The sequence below is a fragment of the Nocardioides panacisoli genome (genome assembly GCF_039537325.1).
Classification (GTDB): Bacteria; Actinomycetota; Actinomycetes; order Propionibacteriales; family Nocardioidaceae; genus Nocardioides; species Nocardioides panacisoli.
In genome coordinates this window covers 65,921-83,772 of sequence record NZ_BAABAH010000016.1, presented here as the reverse complement: position 1 = coordinate 83,772, position 17,852 = coordinate 65,921, and the positions used below count along the sequence as shown (strand labels likewise).

The following is a 17,852-nucleotide window of genomic DNA, read 5'->3' as shown; positions in this document are numbered from 1 at the left end:
CATGAGAAGGAAGAAGGCGCTCGTCGCCGGCATCAGTGCCGCCGCGCTCGCCCTCACGCTCGCTGCCTGTGGCGGCAGCGGTGGTGGTGACGACAAGTCGGACGGCTTCACGAACGTCGAGGGTGCCGGCGGCAAGAACCCCGACGCCAAGGGCCCGGCGCCCGAGGTGCCCGGAGCGAAGACCGGTGGCGACATCACCGTCCTCGCCCCCGACCCCGACGACGGCCCGACCAGCCTGGACCCCGCGGGTCTGTGGTCCGTGACCGACAACGCGATCGCGCAGGACCTCCTGTTCCGCTCGCTGACCACGTGGCAGCAGGACCCCGACACCGGGGAGTACACGCTGGTCCCCGACCTCGCCACCGACCTGGGCACGCCGAACTCGGACTTCACCGAGTGGAAGTTCACGCTCAAGGACGGCATCAAGTGGGAGAACGGTGACCCCGTGACGGCGGAGGAGGTCAAGTTCGGCATGGAGCGCTCGTTCGACGCCGACACCTTCGCGACCGGCCCCGGTACGTCCTACTCCAAGCCCTACTTCCTCGGCGGCGACAAGTACAACGGCCCCTACGCCAGCGGCGCCAAGGACTTCCCGGCGATCCAGGTCGACGGCAACACGCTGACCCTCAAGATGGCCAAGCCGTTCCCGGAGATGGACTACTACGGCATCTTCCCGGCGATGGGCCCCGTGCCGCTCGACGCGAAGGCGCCCGACTACGGCCTCAAGCCGCTGTCGACCGGCCCCTACAAGATCCAGTCCTACGAGCCCAACCAGAAGCTCGTGCTGGTGAAGAACGACCAGTGGGACCCCGCCACCGACCCGGCGCGGCACCAGTACGCCGACACCTTCACCTTCGAGTTCGGTGGTGACCCGACGGTCGCCGCGAAGACGGTGGAGAGCGACTCCGGCAGCACCACGCTGGTGACCAACGTCGAGGGTCAGGACTACACGGCGGCCAAGCAGGCCGGCAACGACCAGAACATGATCGTCGGCCCGCAGCCGTGCACCTCGTTCGTGATGCCGAACTACGACAAGGTCAAGGAGCTGCAGGTCCGCCAGGCCCTCGCCTTCGCCTACCCGTACGAGGACGTCTGGTCCGCGGCCGGCGAGCTCCCGGGCGTCACCCGCGCGAACGGCGTCACCGACGACACGCTCGGCTTCGGCCTCCTGCCCCCGGGCATGGCCGGTCGCAAGGCGTGGAACCCGGAGATCGACGGCGAGACGATCCAGTACGACCCCGAGCACGCGAAGCAGCTCCTCAAGGAGGCCGGCTACGACCCGGGCGAGTACGAGGTCTCGTTCGTCTACGACGCGACGACCCCGCAGGGCAAGGCCGGCGCCGAGCAGCGCAAGCTCGGCTACGAGAAGTCCGGGTTCAGCGTGAAGATGTACCCGTACACGGCCGGCAGCCTGTACGACGTCTGGACCGACCCGAACAACAAGCTCTACAAGAAGATCAACCTCCTCGGTACCGCCTGGTGCCAGGACTGGCCGTCGCCGGCGACGTTCCTGCCGCCGATCCTCGAGACGGGCGCCGCGTACAACACCGGCAACTTCTCGGAGAGCTCGGTGGACGACCAGATGAACGAGATCCGCACGCTCCCGGTCGACCAGCAGGCCGACGCCTGGGGTGAGCTGGAGCAGAAGGTGATGACCGACTACCAGCCGGTGATCAACGTCGGGTACTACCAGGGCATCTTCGGAGTCGGCTCCGGCATCGGTGGCTTCAACAACGACACCACCGTTGGCGGCGCGCCCGACTACCGCACCACCTACGTCAAGTGATCGCTCGCTTGTCGTAACGCGGTAGCCCGCACTGGACCGGGCTGGGCGGGGTCATCGACCCCGCCCAGCCCGGCACCGCAAGACCGGTCCGAGAGAGGTCCATCCACGCATGTTCTCCTTCCTGGTGAAGCGCATCCTGTCCGGGAGCCTGATCATCGTTCTCGTGTCGATGCTCGTGTACCTCCTCTTCTTCTACGGGCCGCAGCACCCCGGGCTCGAGCTGTGCCGGCGCGAGACCAACAACCGGTGCGGCCCGACCAGCGCCAAGCTGGTCGAGGTCGAGAACCGGCTCGGCTACAACAACCCGGTGTACGAGGAGTACGGCAAGTGGGCCAAGGGCCTCGTGGCCGGCCGGACCATCACGGTGGGGGAGACCGCGTACGACTGCCCGGCCCCGTGCCTGGGCCTCTCCTTCCGCGACCGGACCCTGGTCACCGACCAGCTCAAGACCCGTTTCCCGGTGACCCTCAGCATCGCCGTGGGCGGTGCCTTCCTCTACCTCCTCGTCGGCGTGACCGTCGGCGTCCTCGCGGCCCGAAGACGAGGCACGCTCGCAGACAGGATGCTCGTGAGCAGCACCCTGGTGCTGAGCTCTGTGCCCTACTACCTGGTCGCGCTGCTGGCCTTCCTGCTGCTGACGATCAGCACCCATGTGTTCCCCGACGTCGTCTACCACCCGATCACCGACAACCCCGTCAAGTGGTTCTCCGGACTGCTGCTGGTGTGGCTGGTGCTGGGTGTCTACGGCGCCACCTCCTACACCAGGTTCTCCCGCGGCTCGATGGTCGAGGCGCTGAGTGAGGACTACGTCCGGACGGCGAAGGCCAAGGGGCTCACAGCCCGCGTGATCGTGATCCGGCATGCGCTCCGCGCGGCGCTCGTCCCGGTGGTGACGATCTTCGGCATCGACTTCGCGTTCCTGCTGGCCGGCACGGTCTTCACCGAGAAGATCTTCCAGCTCGACGGCATCGGCAAGTGGGGCCTGGAGGCGACCTACATCAAGGACCTTCCCGTCGTGCAGGCGACCTCACTCGTGCTGGCCGTCTTCGTGGTGGTCGGCAACATCCTGGTGGACATCGTGTACAGCTGGCTCGACCCGAGAGTGAGGCTTGGATGAGCGACGAACCGTTCCTTGTCGTCGAGGACCTGACGGTCAGGTTCCCGACGGCCGACGGTCTGGTTCAGGCGGTCACCGACCTCAGCTACAGCGTCGAGATGGGCAAGACGCTGGGCATCGTGGGCGAGTCCGGGTCCGGCAAGTCCGTGTCGAGCATGGCCGTCCTCGGCCTGCACGACGCCCGCACGGCGCGGATCGACGGATCGATCCGGGTCGGCGGCAAGGAGGTCGTCGGCCTGTCGGAGTCGAAGATGCGCGAGCTGCGCGGCAACGCGGTCGCGATGATCTTCCAGGACGCCCTCGCCGCGCTGCACCCGTTCTACAAGGTCGGCAAGCAGCTGACCGAGGCCTACCTGGTCCACCACCCGTCGGCCACCAAGCGCGAGGCGCGCGCCCGAGCGATCGAGATGCTCGAACGGGTCGGGATCCCGCAGCCGGACCAGCGGATCGACCAGTTCCCGCACCAGTACTCCGGCGGAATGCGGCAGCGCGCGATGATCGCGATGGGCCTGATCAACGACCCGTCCCTGCTGATCGCCGACGAGCCCACCACGGCGCTCGACGTCACCGTCCAGGCGCAGATCCTCGACCTGCTGCAGGACCTCCAGCGCGAGTTCAACTCGGCGGTCATCCTCATCACCCACGACCTCGGCGTGGTCGCCGAGATGGCGGACGACGTGCTCGTGATGTACGGCGGTCGTGCAGTCGAGTACGGACCGTGCACGGACATCCTGACCCACCCGGAGATGCCGTACACCTGGGGCCTGCTGTCCAGCGTCCCGGACGTCACCGCCGACACGAGCGCGCGGATGATCCCGATCCCGGGCAACCCGCCGAGCCTGCTGTCCCCGCCGAGCGGCTGCTCGTTCCACCCGCGCTGCCTCTACAGGGACAAGGTCCCCGGTGACCTGTGCTCGACCACGCTCCCGGCGCTGACGCCGGCGGGCCGCGGCGGTGACCACGTCAAGCGCTGCCACCTGCCCAACCCCGATGCGATCTATGCGACCGAGGTGCTGCCGGAGATCGCGCCCGAGCTGGTCAAGGAGATGCCATGAGCCCCGAGTCCGAGCGCGAGACCGTTCCGGACGCGCCCGTCGAGGCCCCCGAGTCCGATGCCGCAGGCCTGGCGACGGCCGAGGTGACGCCGAGGTTCGAGGAGGTAGTGGCGCAGGCGCACGCCGCGTCCGAGCTCGACCTGACCGCCGAGCCGGTCCTCACGGTCGAGAACCTGCGGATGTACTTCCCGATCAAGACGTCGCTGCTGCGGCGGACCATCGGGCAGGTGCAGGCGGTCGACGGCATCTCGTTCGTGGTGCCGAAGGGCAGCTCCCTGGGCCTGGTGGGGGAGTCGGGCTGCGGCAAGTCCACGACGGGTCAGCTCATCACCCGGCTCTACAAGCCCACCGGCGGCTCGATGAGCTTCGAGGGTGCCGACCTGGCGAAGATGGGGAACAGCGAGCTCAAGCCGCTGCGCAAGGAGATCCAGATGATCTTCCAGGACCCCTACAGCTCGCTGAACCCGCGGCACACCGTCGGCACCATCGTCGGCACGCCGCTGCGCGTCCACAACGTGGTGCCGAAGAAGCAGGTCCTGAGCCGCGTGCAGGAGCTGCTGGAGGTCGTCGGGCTCAACCCGGAGCACTACAACCGCTACCCGAACGAGTTCTCCGGCGGACAGCGCCAGCGGATCGGCATCGCCCGTGCCCTGGCTCTCCAGCCGAAGCTGATGGTCGCCGACGAGCCCGTCTCCGCCCTCGACGTGTCGATCCAGGCGCAGGTCATCAACCTGCTCCAGGACGTGCAGAAGGAATTCGGCATCGCGTTCCTGTTCATCGCGCACGACCTGGCGGTGGTCCGGCACTTCTGTCCCGAGGTCGCCGTCATGTACCTCGGCAAGATCGTCGAGATCGGCGACCGCGAGAGCATCTACTCCGGCGCCCACCACCCCTACACCCAGGCGCTGCTGTCCGCCGTGCCCGACGTCAAGCAGGCAGCGACGGGCGGACGGCGCGAGCGGATCCGCCTCACGGGCGAGGTCCCCAGCCCGATCAACCCGCCGTCGGGGTGCCGGTTCCGCACCCGCTGCCCGCTGGCGCAGGAGATCTGCGCACGTCACGAGCCGCCGCTGATCCAGATCGGCCAGCGGCACAAGGTGGCGTGCCACTTCCCGGGCCGGCTCGGGGAGCACCCCCGCGAGCCCTTCACCGCGCGCCTGCTCGGAGTCGACGCGCACGGACAGCCAGACCCGAGCGCGTCGCCGACCACGGACCTGATCCAGCAGCCCGGCTACTCCGACACCTGGTTCGACCTCGACAACCGGTCCATCGGCCGGGCCTGAGCCCGGCTCGCGCGCTCGGGCGCGCTGGTTAGGCTGCGGACGTGAGTGAGCCAGGCCTGTTCGACGCGCCCGACCACGGGTCCGCGCCGGGCGGTGGCGGCTCGCTCGCGGACGCCTCCCACGCGGCGGCGCCGCTCGCCGTACGGATGCGGCCGCGATCGCTGGAGGAGCTGGTCGGGCAGCCGCAGCTGCGCGCGCCCGGGTCGCCCCTCCACCAGCTGGTCGAGGGCGACCGGCCCATGTCGCTGCTGCTGTGGGGCCCGCCGGGCACCGGCAAGACCACCATCGCCTCGATCCTGAGCGGGCAGACCGGCCGGCGGTTCGTGGAGGTCTCGGCGGTGTCCGCCGGGGTCAAGGAGGTCCGGGCCGCGATCGAGGCGGCGCGCTCGACCCTCGTGCAGACCGGACGGGAGACGGTGCTCTTCGTCGACGAGGTGCACCGGTTCAGCAAGGCGCAGCAGGACGCGCTGCTTCCGGGTGTCGAGAACCGGTGGGTGAGCCTGGTCGCCGCGACGACAGAGAACCCGTCGTTCAGCGTGATCTCGCCGCTGCTCTCCCGCAGCATCCTGCTGCGGCTGCAGTCGCTCACCGACGAGGACATCCGCGCGGTGGTCGACCGGGCCGTCACCGACGAGCGGGGCCTCGCCGGTGCCTACGAGCTCGACGACGACGCCCGGGACCACATCGTCCGGCTCGCCGGCGGGGACGCGCGCCGAGCGCTGACCTACCTGGAGGCCGCGGCGGGGGCGGCGACCGACCGCATCGACCTGAAGACCGCGGAGACGGCCGCCGACCAGGCGGCGGTGCGCTACGACCGCGACGGTGACCAGCACTACGACGTGGTCAGCGCGTTCATCAAGTCGGTGCGCGGCTCCGATGCCGACGCGGCGCTGCACTACCTGGCCCGGATGATCGAGGCGGGGGAGGACCCCCGGTTCATCGCCCGGCGGTTGATGATCCTCGCCAGCGAGGACATCGGCCTGGCCGACCCCACGGCGCTCACGACCGCTGTCGCGGCGGCCCAGACCGTGCAGCTGATCGGGATGCCGGAGGCGCAGCTGACCCTGGCGCACGCGACGATCGCGCTCGCGGTGGCGCCCAAGTCGAACGCCGTCACGACCGCGATCGGTGCGGCGCTGGCCGACGTACGGGCCGGGAAGATCGGCAACGTGCCCTCGCACCTGCGGGACGCGCACTACCCGGGTGCGAAGAAGCTCGGCCACGGCGTCGGGTACGTCTACAGCCACGACGAGCCGTTCGGGGTCGCCGAGCAGCAGTACGCCCCCGACGTGGTCGCCGACGCCGAGTACTACCGGCCGACCGAGCTGGGCGCCGAGGCGGCGGTGAAGCAGCGGTGGGACCGGGTCCGGAAGATCATCAGGGGCACCTCCAAACCGGGGTGAGTCGATGCTCGGCCTGCCGATAGGCTTCCCTCCCATGACGAGCGCACTGGTGGTCCCCTCCTGGATCGCGGTCGTGGCCGTGCTCGTCGTCGCCGCCCTGGCCGTCGCGGTGGTGGCCCTCGCGGGTTCCGTACGCCGCACGCGCCAGCACGCCGACGCCGTGCTCGCGTCGGCAGCCGCCGACGCCGAGGCGCTGCGCTCGGAGCTCGGCGCGCTCGAGGAGCAGCTGAACGTGCAGGCCGCCCAGGTGGAGCAGGCCCGCCGGGACGCCCGGTTCGGCGACATCACGATCGTCGACGACAACGAGTACGTCATCACCGACTTCAACGAGCGCAGGTCCCGTGGTCCGCTCGCCGCGGTCCCGACGGTGCCGACTCCGGTCTTCGTCGACATCGTGCTCCGCGAGAGCCTGATCCGTACCGCGTCGCTCGCGGCAGGGCTGCGGCGAGCGCTCGCGCCCGAGGTCCGCAACCGGGTGCGGTTCGAGATGAAGCGCGAGGTCAAGCGCTCGCGCAAGCAGCGCCGGCTGGTGCTGCGCCGGGCGCGCCGTGACTGGGAGGCTCGGCAGCGCGCCGAGATCGATCCGGCATGATCGGCCGAGGAGTCTGGTTCGCCGCCGGCGCTGCGGCGGGCGTCTATGCGGCGGTGAAGGTGCGCCGGCTCGCGGAGTCGTTCACGCCCGACGGGATCCACGACCGGATCAACGCCCTGGGGCTCGGTGCCCGGATGATGCGCGAGGAGTTCGCGCAGGGCGCCGCGGACGCCGAGGCAGGCATCCGGCAGCGGTACGCCACGGCGGCGGAGGAGCACAAGGCCCTGGAGAACGGAGAGAGGAAGTAGTGGACACCGCGGAGATCCGACGGCGGTTTCTCGCCCACTTCGAGCAGAACACCACGGTCGGCGGCCACGCCGCCGTGCCGTCGGCGTCGCTGCTCCTGGACGACCCGAACCTGCTGTTCGTCAACGCCGGCATGGTGCCGTTCAAGCCCTACTTCCTCGGCCAGGAGACCCCGCCCTACCCGCGCGCGACCAGCGTGCAGAAGTGCGTGCGCACGCCCGACATCGAGGACGTCGGCAAGACCACCCGGCACGGCACGTTCTTCGAGATGTGCGGCAACTTCTCCTTCGGCGACTACTTCAAGGAAGGCGCCATCGAGCTGGCCTGGGACCTGGTCACCAAGCCGCTCGCCGACGGCGGCTGGGGCCTGGAGGAGAGCAGGCTCTATCCGAGCGTGTACGCCGACGACCCCGAGGCGATGGCGCTCTGGAAGAAGGTCACCGGGCTGCCCGAGGAGCGGATCCTCCGGCTCGGGAAGCGGGAGAACTACTGGTCGATGGGCGTGCCGGGACCTGGTGGCCCGTGCTCGGAGATCCTCTACGACCGCGGGTCCTCCTACGGTCCCGACTTCGACCCCGCCAGCCTGGGTCCGGACATGCCCGTCGACCTCGAGGACCGGCTGCTCGAGATCTGGAACCTGGTCTTCATGCAGGAGGAGCTGAGCGCCGTCCGGTCCAAGGAGGACTTCGACGTCGTCGGCCCGCTCCCGAAGAAGAACATCGACACCGGCATGGGACTGGAGCGCGTCGCCTTCCTGCTGCAGGGTCGCGAGAACATGTACGACATCGACGTGATGTTCCCGGTCATCGAGAAGGCGCAGGAGCTGAGCGGCCGACGCTACGAGGCCGGCAACCACGACGACGACGTCCGGTTCCGGGTCGTGGCCGACCACGTCCGCAGCTCGATGATGCTGATCGGAGACGGCGTCACGCCGGGCAACGAGGGCCGCGGCTACGTGCTCCGGCGACTGCTGCGCCGCGCCGTCCGCTCGATGCGGCTGCTCGGCTGCGAGGACCGGGTGCTCCCCGAGCTGATGCCGGTCAGCCGGGACAAGATGGGGGAGACCTACGACAACCTCCACCGCGACTGGGACCGGATCTCGACCGTCGCGTACGCCGAGGAGGACGCCTTCCGCCAGACGCTGCGGTCGGGCACCCAGATCTTCGACCTGGCCACGACCGAGGTGAAGAACACCGGCGGCACCGTGCTGCCCGGCGAGCGGGCGTTCGCCCTCCACGACACCTACGGCTTCCCGATCGACCTCACCCTCGAGATGGCCGCCGAGCAGGGCCTCCAGGTCGACGAGGACGGCTTCCGCAGGCTGATGCAGGAGCAGCGTGATCGCGCCAAGGCGGACGCGAAGGCCAAGAAGGGCGCGCACAGGGACGCCGCGGCCTACCGCGAGGTCGCCGACGCGATGGGCGCCGCCGTCCAGTTCACCGGCTACGACACGGTCGTCGACGAAGGGACGGTCCGCGGGATCGTCGCCGCCGGCGGCGTCGTCGATGCCGCCGGCGAGGGCGACGAGATCGAGCTGGTCCTCGACCGCACCCCGTTCTACGCCGAGGGCGGCGGCCAGCTCGCCGACCAGGGGGTGATCGAGCTCGCCAACGGCGCTGTCCTCGAGGTCCGCGACGTGCAGTCGCCGATCACGGGCCTGGTCGTGCACCGCGCGAAGGTGCTCAGCGGCGAGGTGACGCCGGGCGTCGCCGCGCTCTCGAAGGTCGACACCGAGCGCCGGCTCGCGATCTCGCGCTCGCACACCGCGACGCACATGGTGCACAAGGCGTTCCGCGACGCGCTGGGCGAGACGGCTACCCAGGCGGGCTCGGAGAACTCGCCCGGCCGGTTCCGGTTCGACTTCTCCGCCACCGGCGCGGTGCCGGGCTCGGTCATGGAGGACGTCGAGGCCACCGTGAACGCCGTGATCCTCGAGGACCTCGCGGTCCACGCCGAGATCATGAGCCAGCGGGAAGCGGTCGCCTCCGGCGCGATGGCACTCTTCGGCGAGAAGTACGGCGACCGGGTGCGCGTGGTGTCCGTGGGCGACTGGGCCCGCGAGCTGTGCGGCGGCACCCACGCCGGCAGCTCGGGACGGCTCGGCGTCATCAAGCTGCTCGGCGAGGCGTCGATCGGCTCCGGCGTGCGCCGCGTCGAGGCGCTGGTCGGCACCGACGCCTACCGGTTCCTCGCCCGCGAGCACGTCCTCGTCGCCCAGCTGTCCGAGGCGCTCAAGGCGCGGCCCGAGGAGCTGCCCGAGCGGGTCAACGACCTGGTCGAGCGGCTCCGCGCGGCCGAGAAGGAGATCGAGAAGCACCGCGTCGGCAGGCTGCTGGCGGCCGGGGGCGAGCTCGCCGCGGGGGCCGCGGACGTCGGCGGCGTGCGGCTGGTCGCGCACCGCGTCGACGGTGCCGCCGCGGGCGACGTACGCACCCTCGCGCTGGACGTCCGCGGCCGGCTGCCCGGCGACCAGCCCGGTGCGGTCGTCGTCATCGGCGCGGCGGACGGCAAGGTGTCCGTGGTCGCGGCGCTCAACGACCTTGCCCAGGAGCGCGGGCTCTCCGCGAACGACCTGGTCCGGGCCGTGGCGCCCTTCGTCGAGGGCCGCGGCGGCGGCAAGGCGGACGTCGCCCAGGGCGGTGGCTCGGACGCGTCTCGGATCGACGAGGCGCTCGCCGCGGTCACCGCCGCCGTCTCAGGGTCCGCGTGAGGTTCGGCGTACGCGTCGGCGTGGACCCGGGCGACGCCCGGATCGGCGTGGCCCGCAGCGACCCCTCGGGCGTGCTGGCGACGCCGGTCGAGACGGTGCCGCGTGGCAAGGGCGACCTGCGCCGGCTGCGCCGGATCGTGCGGGACGAGAACGCCGTCGAGGTGGTCGTCGGGCTGCCGCGCTCCCTCAGCGGCGGTGAGGGACCGGCGGCCGCGAAGGCACGGGAGTTCGCACGGCAGCTGGCGGCCAAGGTCGCGCCGGTCCCGGTGCGGCTGACCGACGAGCGACTCACCACGGTGACCGCGGAGGCTATGCTGCGCGATCAACGCAAGGGGTCGAGGCGTCGGGCCGTGGTCGACCAGGTCGCCGCGGTCGTGATCCTCCAGCAGGCGTTGGACCGCGAGCGGGCGACCGGTGAACCACCCGGCGAGCTCGTCGCCACGGAAGCGGGTGCGGACGGCGTGCCCACGGACGTCGAGGAGACGCATGACTGAACCGTCCGTCCTACCCGACCAGAGCCCGAGCTCGCACCGGGCGAAGAGGCGGGGCGTCTCCGGCTGCCTGCCCGTGCTGCTGGCGCTCCTCCTCGTGGTGGTGGCCGGGTACTTCGCATGGACGAAGGTCGTGTCCCCGTGGTGGGACGACATCACCTCCGACCCGGCGGACTACCCGGGCCCCGGGCACGGCCAGGTCGTCTTCAAGATCGACTCGGGCGAGTCGATCCCGCAGATGGGCAGCGCGTTGGAGAAGGCGGGCGTGGTGCAGTCGTCGGAGGCTTTCGTCGACGCGGCTTCGGCCAATGACGGCGCGCGCGGCATCCAGGCCGGCACCTACCTGCTGAAGAAGGAGATGAAGGCCTCCGACGTGGTGGCCTACCTCGCCGACCCCCAGCACCTCGCCCAGGACACCCTGACCATCCCGGAGGGGATGCGCACCAGCGACGTGCTGGACCTGCTCGCGAAGAACACCGACTTCGGCAAGGCGGCGTTCCAGAAGGTGCTCGACCACCCGGACAGGCTCGGGCTGCCGAGCTATGCGCACGGGAGCGTCGAGGGCTACCTGTTCCCGGCGACCTACGTCGTGACGCCGTCGGACACGCCGACGACGCTCCTCAAGGCGATGGTGGACCGCTGGCACCAGGCGGCCGAGGACACCGGGCTGGAGCAGGGCGCCCAGCAGGTCGGGCTCACGCCCGGGGAGGTGATGACGGTCGCCAGCATGCTGGAGTTCGAGGCGCAGCGGGACCAGGACTACCCGAAGGTCGCGCGGGCCATCTACAACCGGCTCGACGACGGCATGATGCTGCAGTCCGACGCCACCGTGGCCTACGCCAACGGCCTCAGCGGGGACGTGTTCACCACCTCGGAGCAGCGGGCCGTGGACTCGCCGTACAACACCTACGCGCACACGGGTCTCCCGCCGGGACCGATCGGCAACCCGGGTGAGAAGACGATCGACGCGGCGCTGCACCCGGCGGACGGCGACTGGCTCTACTGGGTCGTGGTCAACCTGAAGACCGGCAAGACGGTCTTCTCGAACACCTACGCCGAGCACCAGCAGGCCGTCGAGCAGCTGCAGGAGTACTGCACGCACTCCGACGCCTGCGGCTAGGTGCGGGATGAGGTGCGCCGTCCTGGGTGACCCGGTGTCCCACTCGCTGTCGCCCGCCCTGCACCGGGCCGGGTACGTCGCGGCGGGGCTGGACTGGTCCTACGACGCCCAGCGGGTGCCGGCCGGCGGGCTCGAGGCGTTCCTCGGCACCCTCGGCGCGGACTGGCGCGGGCTGTCGCTGACCATGCCGCTGAAGCGGGAGGCGATGCCGCTCGCTTCGGCCGTCACGGACCGCGCCCGGCTCGTCGGCGCCGCGAACACCCTGGTCCGGGTCGACGACGGCTGGCACGCGGACAACACCGACCTGCCCGGCGCGGTCGCCGCGGTCCGCGAGCGGTACGACGGCCCGGTCGCCAGCGCGACCCTGCTGGGGGCGGGGGCCACCGCCGCGTCCACCGGGCTGGCGCTCTGCGAGCTCGGCGCGACCCGCCTCCGGCTGCTCGCCAGGGACCCCTTGCGAGCCGCGGAGACCGTGGCCGCGATCGAGCGGCACGGTGCCGTCGACGTCGAGGTGCTCCCGCTCGACGGGGGAGCGGTGAGCGGCGAGGTCGTGGTGTCGACGATCCCGGCCGCCGCCCAGGTGCCTCCGCTGACCGAGGCGGTCGCGGACGCCGCCGTGCTGTTCGAGGTGGTCTACGACCCGTGGCCGACCCCGCTCGCCGCGGCCGCGGCCGCACGCGGGCAGGTGGTCGTCTCGGGCCTGGACCTGCTGGTCCACCAGGCCGCGCTGCAGTTCGTCGCGTTCACCGGCGTCCCGGCTCCGCTCGCCGAGATGCGCGCGGCGGGCGAGGCCGCGCTCGCCGCACGGGGCGGGGTGGCCGGGTGAGCTGGCTGGCGCCGGGGCTCACCGGGCTGCTCGCCTGCGGGCTGGGTGGCGCCGTGGCGCCGTACCTCATCGGGCGGCTGCCCGAGCCCCCGCCCGATCCCGAGCCGGAGGAGGGCGTGGAGCTCACCGCCGCCCAGCAGGCGCGGCTCGCCGAACCGCCGAAGGAGCTGTACGCCGACCTCGGCCGCCGGTCGTGGGTGCTCCCGGTCGCCGTCATGGTCTCCGCGGTGGCGGGCGGCCTGCTCGGCGGCGAGCTCGGCTGGGACTGGCTGCTCGGGGTGGCCTGGCCGCTCGTGCCGGTCGGTGCCGCCCTCGGGATCATCGACTGGCGCACCCGGCTGCTGCCCGCGATCGTCGTGCTCCCCGCGACCCTGCTCGCGCTCCTCTACGGCCTCGGGCGCTGGCTGCTCACCGGCGACCACGAGGACCTCCTGCGCGGCGTGATCGCGATGCTCGTCGTGCGCACGGTGTTCTGGCTCCTGTGGTTCGTCCGCCAGGCGGGCATGGGGTTCGGCGACGTACGTCTCTCCGCGCTCCTCGGCCTGGTCCTCGGCTACGCCGGTTGGGGCGAGGTCGTCATCGGCGTCTATGCCGCGTTCCTCTGCTTCGGCGTCCCCGGCCTGGCCCTGGCCGTCGCCCGCCGCGATCTCGGCCTGCTCAAGCGCGCCTATCCCTTCGGCCCGTTCCTGCTGCTCGGCGCGCTCGTCGGTCTCGTCGTCGGCGCCCCCGTCGTCGACGCCCTCTACGGCTAGCTCGCCGGAGCGGGATCGCCGAGCCGGCGCATCCCTGCCGGGCTGCGCTCGCCGCCAGCGCCGCCCGCGGCGCACCACGCGCCCGCGGCCGTGTCTCGCGGTGCTCGCCGGCCGCGCGCCGCCAGAGTGGCGCGTGAGAAACTCTGGACATGTTGCGCTGGTTGACCGCAGGGGAGTCCCACGGGCCGTCCCTGGTCGCGATCCTGGAGGGGCTGCCCGCCCACGTCCGGGTGACGACCGACGACATCGCGGACTCGCTCGCCCGGCGGCGGCTGGGCTACGGCCGGGGCGCGCGGATGAAGTTCGAGGCCGACGAGGTGCGGGTCGTCGGCGGCGTCCGGCACGGGGAGACCCAGGGCGGGCCGGTGGCGATCGAGGTCGGCAACACCGAGTGGCCCAAGTGGGAGCAGGTGATGTCGGCCGACCCGGTCGCCCCCGAGATCCTCGAGGGCCAGGCGCGCAACGCGCCGCTCACCCGCCCGCGGCCCGGGCACGCAGACCTCGTCGGCATGCAGAAGTACGCGTTCGAGGACGCCCGTCCGATCCTCGAGCGGGCATCGGCCCGCGAGACCGCGGCGCGGGTCGCGCTGGGGCGGGTCGCCAGCAACTTCCTCCAGCAGGCGACCGGCGCCGAGATCGTCTCCCACGTGCTCGAGATCGGCGGCGTCCGTACGCCGACCCGCGACCTTCCGACGCTGGCCGACCTGCCGCGCCTCGACGAGGACCCGGTGCGCTGCCTGGACCCGGACGGCTCCAAGCTGATGGTCGAGCGGATCGACCAGGCCCGCAAGGACGGCGACACCCTGGGCGGCGTCGTCGAGGTGGTCGTGCACGGCCTCCCGCCCGGGCTCGGCTCGCACGTGCACTGGGACCGGCGCCTCGACGCGCGGCTCGCCGGCGCGCTGATGGGCATCCAGGCGATCAAGGGCGTCGAGGTCGGCGACGGCTTCGAGCTCGCCGCGACCCCGGGCTCGCAGGCGCACGACGAGATCGTGTCGACCGACGACGGCCTGCGCCGTACCTCCGGCCGCTCCGGCGGCACCGAGGGCGGCATGTCGACCGGCGAGGTGCTCCGGGTCCGCGCCGCGATGAAGCCGATCGCCACCGTGCCGCGTGCGCTGCGCACCGTGGACGTCGCCACCGGCGAGGAGGCGGTCGCCCACCACCAGCGCTCCGACGTGTGCGCCGTCCCGGCCGCCGGCATCGTCGCCGAGGCGATGGTCGCACTGGTCCTCGCCGACGCGGTGACCGAGAAGTTCGGTGGCGACTCGGTGCAGGAGACCCGGCGCAACGTCGAGTCCTACCTCGACACCCTGCGCTACCGATGAAGCACCCCACGACCCGGCCGCGCGTCGTGCTCATCGGCCCGATGGGCTCGGGCAAGACCACGGTGGGCCGGCTGCTGGCCCGCCGGTGGGCGGTCGCCGTCCGGGACACCGACGAGGACATCGAGGCGGTCGAGGGCCGCAGCATCGGCGAGATCTTCGTCGACGACGGCGAGGCCCGGTTCCGCGAGATCGAGCGCGACGCGGTCGCCAAGGCGCTCAGCGACCACGACGGCGTGCTCAGCCTCGGCGGGGGAGCGGTGCTGGCCGAGCAGACCCGTGAGCTGCTCGCGGGCCAGCCCGTGGTCTTCCTGCAGGTCGGCCTCGCCGACGCCGTCAGCCGGGTCGGGCTGGGAGAGTCGCGGCCGCTGCTCAACCAGGCAGTCGGCGGCATGCGCAGCCGGATCAAGCAGCTGCTCGACGAGCGCACGCCGATCTACGAGTCGGTCGCGACTCTCACCGTCGACACCAGCGGGCGCACCCCGGAGGACGTCGCGGAGGAGATCGACGCGAGGATCGCGGAGGCGAGCGATGACTGACACCGTGCTCCACGTCGGCGGCGCGTCGCCGTACGACGTCGTCATCGGGCGCGGCCTCGCCGAGCGGCTCCCGAGCGTGCTCGGCGACAGCGTCCAGCGGGTCGCGTTCCTCTACGCCGCCGAGCTCTCGCAGCTCGCCGAGCCGGTGCTCGACGTGCTCCGCCCGGCGTACGACGTGCTGGCGCTGGGCCTTCCCAGCGGCGAGCAGGCCAAGACGGCCGACGTCGCCTTCGAGTGCTGGGACGCCCTCGGCGACGCGGGGTTCACCCGGTCCGACGCCGTCGTCACCTTCGGCGGCGGCGCGACCACCGACGTCGGCGGCTTCGTCGCTGCGACCTGGCTGCGCGGCGTCCGCGTCGTCCACGTGCCCACCACTCTTCTCGCGATGGTCGACGCCGCTGTCGGCGGGAAGACCGGCATCAACACCGCGGCCGGCAAGAACCTCGTCGGCTCGTTCCACGAGCCCGCCGGCGTCCTGGTCGACCTCGACACGCTGCTGACCCTGCCGCGCGAGGAGCTGGTCGCCGGCATGGGCGAGGTCGTCAAGTGCGGCTTCATCGCGGACCCGGCGATCCTCGACCTGGTCGAGAAGGACCCGGCCGCCGCGACCGATCCCGCTGGCGACGTCCTGCCCGACCTGGTCGAGCGCGCGATCAGGGTCAAGATCGACGTGGTGGTCGCCGACCTCAAGGAGACCGGGGGAGCCGAGGGGCATCCTGGCCGCGAGGTGCTCAACTACGGCCACACCATGGCGCACGCGATCGAGCGCGCCGAGGGCTACACGATGCGGCACGGCGAGGCCGTCGCGATCGGCTGCTGCTACGTCGCCGAGCTCGCCCGTCTCGAGGGACACCTCGACGACGCGACCGCAGCCCGGCACGCCGCCGCGTTCCGCGCCGTCGGGCTGCCGACGACCTACGACGGCACCGCCTTCGAGGACCTCCTCGCGGCGATGCGGGTCGACAAGAAGGCGCGCGGCAACACGCTCCGCTTCGTCGTCCTCGACGACATCGCTCGCCCGGCGGTGCTCGCCGGGCCGTCCGAGGAGAACCTGCGGTCGGCCTACGACGTCATGAGGGGGGAGAAACCGTGAAGGTGCTGGTCCTCAACGGCCCCAACCTCGGCCGGTTGGGCCGGCGGCAGCCGGAGATCTACGGCCGCACGACCTACGCCGAGCTGGCCCACCTCTGTGTGGAGTGGGGCGCTGTGCTCGGTCTGGACGTCGTCGTCCGGCAGACCAACCACGAGGGCGACCTGCTGGACTGGCTCAACGAGGCCGCCGACGACGGCACCGCGGTCGTGCTCAACGCGGCGGCATGGACGCACTACTCGCTCGCCCTGTACGACGCCTGCGCCCAGCTCACGGCGCCGCTGGTCGAGGTGCACATCTCCGAGCCGAAGCAGCGCCCCGAGGAGTTCCGGCACACGTCTCACGTCGAGCCGCACGCCGCGGCGACGATCAGCGGTGCGGGGATCGACGGCTACCGGCAGGCGCTGGAATTCCTCGCTCGCGGCGGCCGCGACTAGACTCACCCGCTGGCGCCAGGGGCGCCGTACGAACCGGTTGACATCTGAACTCCGCACCACACAGAAGGCTGACGCACGAGCAATGGCTACGACGAACGACCTCAAGAACGGCATGGTTCTCAACATCGACGGCCAGCTCTGGCAGGTGGTGGAGTTCCAGCACGTGAAGCCGGGCAAGGGCCCCGCGTTCGTGCGCACCAAGCTCAAGAACGTCGAGTCGGGCAAGAACGTCGACAAGACCTTCAACGCGGGCACCAAGGTCGAGACCGCGACCGTCGACAAGCGGACGATGCAGTACCTCTACAACGACGGCAACAACTTCGTCTTCATGGACACCGAGAGCTACGAGCAGACCGAGGTCAGCCCGGAGATCGTCGGCGACGCCGCGAAGTTCATGCTCGAGAACACCGAGGCGATCGTCGCCACCAACGAGGGCCGCGTGCTCTTCATCGAGCTCCCGGCCTCGGTCGAGCTCACCATCACCTACACCGAGCCCGGCGTGGTGGGCGACTCGGCCACCGGCCGCACCAAGCCCGCCACGGTCGAGACCGGCGCCGAGATCCAGGTGCCGCTGTTCATCGAGCAGGGCGAGAAGATCAAGGTCGACACCCGTGAGGGCGGTTCCTACCTCAGCCGTGTGAAGGGCTGATGGCCCAGGGCGCGCGATCCAAGGCGCGCAAGCGGGCCTTGGACATCCTCTTCGCCGCCGACCTGCGGGGCGAGTCGGCCACCGACGCCCTCGACCGCGCGGTCGAGGAGGGCTCGGCACCGTCGAACCCCTACACCGCGGAGCTGGTCCGCGGCGTCGTCGAGCGCCGGGAGCGGATCGACGAGGTGCTGCGGCAGTTCTCGCAGGCCTGGAGCCTCGAGCGGATGCCGGCCGTGGACCGCAACGTGCTGCGCATCGGTGTCTTCGAGCTGCTCTTCTCCGACGAGGTTCCCGACCCGGTCGCCGTCAGCGAGGCGATGGCCCTGGTCACCGAGCTGTCGACCGACGAGTCGCCGCAGTTCGTCAACGGCGTCCTCGGCGCCATCCAGCGGTCCAAGTCGACCCTGGTCTGACCCGACACCCCGGCTCAT

18 protein-coding genes are annotated in these 17,852 nt (G+C 71.3%); all 18 read left to right on the top strand.

The genetic code is table 11. The annotated features are described in order from the left end of the window. Position 1 precedes the first annotated feature (1 nt). The 18 genes from ABD709_RS18175 (at position 2) to nusB (ending at position 17,834) form a co-directional block, all read left to right on the top strand. Positions 2-1,786 carry an ABC transporter substrate-binding protein gene (locus ABD709_RS18175; protein ID WP_344778060.1) on the top strand — a complete coding sequence of 595 codons (1,785 nt, stop codon included), beginning with the start codon at positions 2-4 and terminating at the stop codon, positions 1,784-1,786. A gap of 109 nt (positions 1,787-1,895) precedes the next feature. Continuing rightward, complete coding sequence (locus ABD709_RS18170; RefSeq protein WP_344778058.1) at positions 1,896-2,903, top strand: ABC transporter permease; 1,008 nt, start codon at positions 1,896-1,898, stop codon at positions 2,901-2,903. Beyond that, positions 2,900-3,958, top strand: coding sequence for an ABC transporter ATP-binding protein (locus ABD709_RS18165; protein WP_344778056.1), 1,059 nt, complete (start codon positions 2,900-2,902; stop codon positions 3,956-3,958). Before ABD709_RS18170 ends, ABD709_RS18165 begins: the two co-directional genes overlap by 4 nt. Beyond that, on the top strand, positions 3,955-5,241 hold the full coding sequence (locus ABD709_RS18160; RefSeq protein ID WP_344778054.1) for an ABC transporter ATP-binding protein: 1,287 nt from the start codon (positions 3,955-3,957) through the stop codon (positions 5,239-5,241). The genes ABD709_RS18165 and ABD709_RS18160 overlap by 4 nt, the downstream gene beginning before the upstream one ends. A gap of 41 nt (positions 5,242-5,282) precedes the next feature. Next, the gene (locus tag ABD709_RS18155; RefSeq protein ID WP_344778052.1) at positions 5,283-6,644 is read left to right on the top strand and encodes a replication-associated recombination protein A; all 1,362 of its coding nucleotides are present in this window, start codon (positions 5,283-5,285) and stop codon (positions 6,642-6,644) included. Positions 6,645-6,678: 34 nt separating this feature from the next. Next, positions 6,679-7,236, top strand: coding sequence for a hypothetical protein (locus ABD709_RS18150; RefSeq protein ID WP_344778050.1), 558 nt, complete (start codon positions 6,679-6,681; stop codon positions 7,234-7,236). Continuing rightward, positions 7,233-7,484, top strand: a complete 252-nt coding sequence (locus ABD709_RS18145; RefSeq protein ID WP_344778048.1) for a DUF6167 family protein — start codon at positions 7,233-7,235, stop codon at positions 7,482-7,484. The genes ABD709_RS18150 and ABD709_RS18145 overlap by 4 nt, the downstream gene beginning before the upstream one ends. Beyond that, the gene (gene alaS, locus ABD709_RS18140) at positions 7,484-10,192 is read left to right on the top strand and encodes an alanine--tRNA ligase (RefSeq protein WP_344778046.1); all 2,709 of its coding nucleotides are present in this window, start codon (positions 7,484-7,486) and stop codon (positions 10,190-10,192) included. Before ABD709_RS18145 ends, alaS begins: the two co-directional genes overlap by 1 nt. After that, the gene (gene ruvX, locus ABD709_RS18135; protein WP_344778044.1) at positions 10,189-10,686 is read left to right on the top strand and encodes a Holliday junction resolvase RuvX; all 498 of its coding nucleotides are present in this window, start codon (positions 10,189-10,191) and stop codon (positions 10,684-10,686) included. The genes alaS and ruvX overlap by 4 nt, the downstream gene beginning before the upstream one ends. After that, complete coding sequence (mltG, locus tag ABD709_RS18130) at positions 10,679-11,803, top strand: endolytic transglycosylase MltG (RefSeq protein WP_344778042.1); 1,125 nt, start codon at positions 10,679-10,681, stop codon at positions 11,801-11,803. The genes ruvX and mltG overlap by 8 nt, the downstream gene beginning before the upstream one ends. Positions 11,804-11,810: 7 nt before the next feature. Continuing rightward, the gene (locus ABD709_RS18125) at positions 11,811-12,629 is read left to right on the top strand and encodes a shikimate dehydrogenase (protein ID WP_344778040.1); all 819 of its coding nucleotides are present in this window, start codon (positions 11,811-11,813) and stop codon (positions 12,627-12,629) included. Beyond that, positions 12,626-13,381 (top strand): prepilin peptidase, encoded by a 756-nt coding sequence (locus ABD709_RS18120; RefSeq protein ID WP_344778038.1) that lies wholly within the window; start codon positions 12,626-12,628, stop codon positions 13,379-13,381. The genes ABD709_RS18125 and ABD709_RS18120 overlap by 4 nt, the downstream gene beginning before the upstream one ends. Positions 13,382-13,530: 149 nt before the next feature. Beyond that, complete coding sequence (aroC, locus tag ABD709_RS18115; protein WP_344778036.1) at positions 13,531-14,709, top strand: chorismate synthase; 1,179 nt, start codon at positions 13,531-13,533, stop codon at positions 14,707-14,709. Beyond that, a complete protein-coding gene (locus ABD709_RS18110) occupies positions 14,706-15,245 on the top strand; it encodes a shikimate kinase (protein WP_344778034.1) in 540 nt (179 codons plus the stop codon). Before aroC ends, ABD709_RS18110 begins: the two co-directional genes overlap by 4 nt. Further along, positions 15,238-16,338 (top strand): 3-dehydroquinate synthase, encoded by a 1,101-nt coding sequence (gene aroB, locus ABD709_RS18105; RefSeq protein ID WP_344778031.1) that lies wholly within the window; start codon positions 15,238-15,240, stop codon positions 16,336-16,338. The genes ABD709_RS18110 and aroB overlap by 8 nt, the downstream gene beginning before the upstream one ends. Beyond that, the gene (locus ABD709_RS18100; protein ID WP_344778029.1) at positions 16,335-16,772 is read left to right on the top strand and encodes a type II 3-dehydroquinate dehydratase; all 438 of its coding nucleotides are present in this window, start codon (positions 16,335-16,337) and stop codon (positions 16,770-16,772) included. The genes aroB and ABD709_RS18100 overlap by 4 nt, the downstream gene beginning before the upstream one ends. An 82-nt stretch (positions 16,773-16,854) precedes the next feature. After that, the gene (efp, locus tag ABD709_RS18095) at positions 16,855-17,421 is read left to right on the top strand and encodes an elongation factor P (RefSeq protein WP_344778027.1); all 567 of its coding nucleotides are present in this window, start codon (positions 16,855-16,857) and stop codon (positions 17,419-17,421) included. Next, a complete protein-coding gene (nusB, locus tag ABD709_RS18090; protein WP_344778025.1) occupies positions 17,421-17,834 on the top strand; it encodes a transcription antitermination factor NusB in 414 nt (137 codons plus the stop codon). Before efp ends, nusB begins: the two co-directional genes overlap by 1 nt. Positions 17,835-17,852 lie beyond the last annotated feature (18 nt).